Annotated in this window: 3 protein-coding genes; all 3 read left to right on the top strand. The window is 61.7% G+C overall.

The genetic code is table 11. The features are described 5' to 3' along the window. Window positions 1-447 precede the first annotated feature (447 nt). Window positions 448-795 (top strand): IS66 family insertion sequence element accessory protein TnpB, encoded by a 348-nt coding sequence (gene tnpB / locus Q0C23_RS04670; RefSeq protein ID WP_291511222.1) that lies wholly within the window; start codon window positions 448-450, stop codon window positions 793-795. A 49-nt stretch (window positions 796-844) separates the two neighbouring features. After that, on the top strand, window positions 845-2,449 hold the full coding sequence (locus Q0C23_RS04675) for an IS66 family transposase (protein ID WP_291511223.1): 1,605 nt from the start codon (window positions 845-847) through the stop codon (window positions 2,447-2,449). 100 nt (window positions 2,450-2,549) lie between these two features. Continuing rightward, window positions 2,550-2,733: hypothetical protein (locus tag Q0C23_RS04680; RefSeq protein ID WP_291511224.1), on the top strand; the 184-nt coding region annotated here is incomplete at its 3' end.

A 2,733-nucleotide genomic window follows, 5' to 3' on the forward strand; every position in this document is an offset into this window, starting at 1 on the left:
CGATCCCGGCAAAGAGCTCGCGGAGTCTTTCCGGATGCTGAATACCCTTCCACCGTAAGCGTCTGACCAACTCACCTTTCCGACGTTTACCACCTGCGTGATGCTTCCTTGCAGGATTTGCAGGGAGGTAATAATGACCAGGCAGGAGAAGGTCGCGTACTGGACGCGGCAGGTGAAGGATCAGGCAGGCAGCGGTCTTTCGGTCAGGCAGTATTGCGCCCAGGCGGGGATCGCAGTCGGCACCCTGCAGTACTGGCGGCGGAGACTGGGAGTTGCCCACTCCTCGAGGCAGCGGGGCGTGGCAGATTTTCTTCCCGTGCGCCTGGCCCCCGCCGGATCGATAGCGAACTCTGTGGAGATTCAGTTGTTGTCAGGGCGGCGCCTGAGCCTCAGTGGTCCGCTCGATCCTGCTTGGCTCCAGACCCTGGTCCAGGTCCTGGAAGGCCCATGTGGCTGAGCCCCGGTAGCCGGATTTGGCTCGCGGCGGCACCCGTGGACATGCGTCTGGGCTTTGATGGTCTGGCCGCCAAGGTGCAGGGGATCCTGGCGGCGAATCCCTTTTGCGGCCATGCCTTTGTGTTCCGCAACCGCCGCGGGGACCGGCTCAAGCTCCTGCTCTGGGATGGCCTGGGTTTCTGGCTCCTGTATCGCCGCCTGGATCAGGGACGATTGCATTGGCCCAGGATGGAGAACGGGGCCATCGAACTCTCCGCGGCCCAGTGGGCGATGCTGGTGGAAGGAAGACCCTGGACGCCGTTGCCGGCCCTCAAGGTCTGTACGCCTACCGCCTTGTAACGCCTCGAAAATGCTGGCGTTCGACCCGGATATCCGGTAGAATTCGCCCATGAAATCAACGGCTCCAGACGCTCTTCCGACGCACCCGGACGCCTTGCGCGATCTGGTCTTGCAGTTGCTGCGGCAGCAGGAAGAAAAGGACGCCGAGCACGCCCGGCAGCTCGCAGTAAAAGACCGGTACCTCACCCTGCGCGACGAGACCATCGCCCGTCTGGAGATGACTATCGCCAAGCTGAAACGCTGGCGATTCGGTCAGCGTTCGGAAAAGCTCTCTCCCGATCAGATCAGCCTCTGGGAAGAGGCGCTGGAGACGGAGATCGCCGCGGTGGAAAGCGAGCTGGAGGCCGTGCTGGCCGAGAGCGCCGCCGCCAAGCAACCGGAGTCCGCGCCGAGGGCGGTTCCCCGCCGCCATCCCGGTCGCATGAAGCTGCCCGATACCTTGCCCCGGGTTGAGGTTCGCCATGACCCCGAAAGCTGCACCTGCGGCCAGTGCGGCGGCCCTCTGGAGACGATCGGGGAAGCAATCAGCGAAAAGCTCGACTACGTTCCCGGCCACTTCCAGGTCATCCGCCATATTCGCCCCAAGCTGGCCTGCCGCCCTTGCGGCACCCTGGAGAGCCCGGCACTGCCGGCCCAGGTCATCGACAAGGGCCTACCCACCGCGCGCATGGTGGCTCAGGTCCTGACCGCCAAGCATGTGGATCACCTGCCTCTATATCGCCAGGAAACCCAATACCTGCGGGCGGGCATCCCGATCTCCCGCGCCACCCTCTGCAGTTGGCTGGGTCAGGGAGAGTACTGGCTCAGCATTCTGGCCGAGGCCTGCAAAATGGCATTGCTCGAAGGGGCCATCTTGCATGCCGACGAGACGCCCTTGCCGGTTCTGAACCCCGGCAGCGGGAAGACCCACAAGGCCTATCTCTGGGTGTACCGTAGCCAGGGAGACGCCCCCTATCCCATCGTCGTCTTCGATTATGCCCCGGACCGCAAAGGCATCCATCCCCAAGGCTTCCTGGGGGGCTGGCAAGGGATTCTGCAAACCGATGACTATGGGGGCTACGATGCTCTCTACCGTAAAGGGCAGATCACGGAAGCCGGATGCTGGGCTCATGTTCGCAGACATTTTTACGACGTGAACCAGAGTGCGCCGAGCCCGGTGGCCCAGACCGCGTTACTGCGCATCCACGAGCTCTATGAGATCGAAGCCGAGATCAAAGACGACCCACCGGAGCAAAAAGTGCTGGCACGCCAGCAACGGGCGGAGCCTTTACTGGAATCCTTCTGGACCTGGCTCAACGATACCCGGACGCAAGTGGCCCCCAAAAGCGCCATTGCCAAGGCCATCGGCTATGCGCTGAAGCGCCGGAAGGCGCTGACCCTCTATCTCCAGGAGGGGCGCCTCAGCATCGATAACAATCCCGTGGAGAGGGCGCTGCGGGGGGTTGCCATCGGTCGCAAGAACTTCCTCTTTGCCGGGAACGACGCCGGGGGCGAACGAGCGGCCGCCTTTTACACCCTCATCGAGACCTGCAAGCTCAATGGCGTGGAACCCTTCGCCTATCTTTGCGATGTGCTCGACAAGCTCCCCACTTGGCCCAACAAACGGCTCCACGAACTCCTGCCGTGGAACTGGAAAAATCCAGCATTAGCCTGACATCAACCCACCCGCAAGGGTGGGTTGGCTAAGCGCTTACGGCCAATCATACCGCCTTACCCACTCGATATGCCGAAGAGCCGGAGAAGTTGTAGGGCAGATGGTGGATCAGAAGAAGACGATCGAGCAAATTAATGATAAGGTCACGAATCTCGTCAGCGGCGCGGCAAAGCATGCTCTCGTACAGCGATTGGCGGAGACGAGGCGGATCCTTGCGCTGCCGTTTTTCAAGCTTTGTGAGAAGGTGGCTGCAATTTTTGATAGCTTGTTTGGTTCCATCTCTG

The sequence above is a fragment of the Acidithiobacillus sp. genome (genome assembly GCF_023256195.1).
Lineage (GTDB): Bacteria > Pseudomonadota > Gammaproteobacteria > Acidithiobacillales > Acidithiobacillaceae > Acidithiobacillus_A.

Bases quoted from the DNA above. Each gene is read 5' to 3' on its own strand.
- Q0C23_RS04675 (WP_291511223.1), top strand. From the start codon at position 845: ATGAAATCAACGGCTCCAGACGCTCTTCCGACGCACCCGGACGCCTTG.
- tnpB (WP_291511222.1), top strand. From the start codon at position 448: ATGTGGCTGAGCCCCGGTAGCCGGATTTGGCTCGCGGCGGCACCCGTG.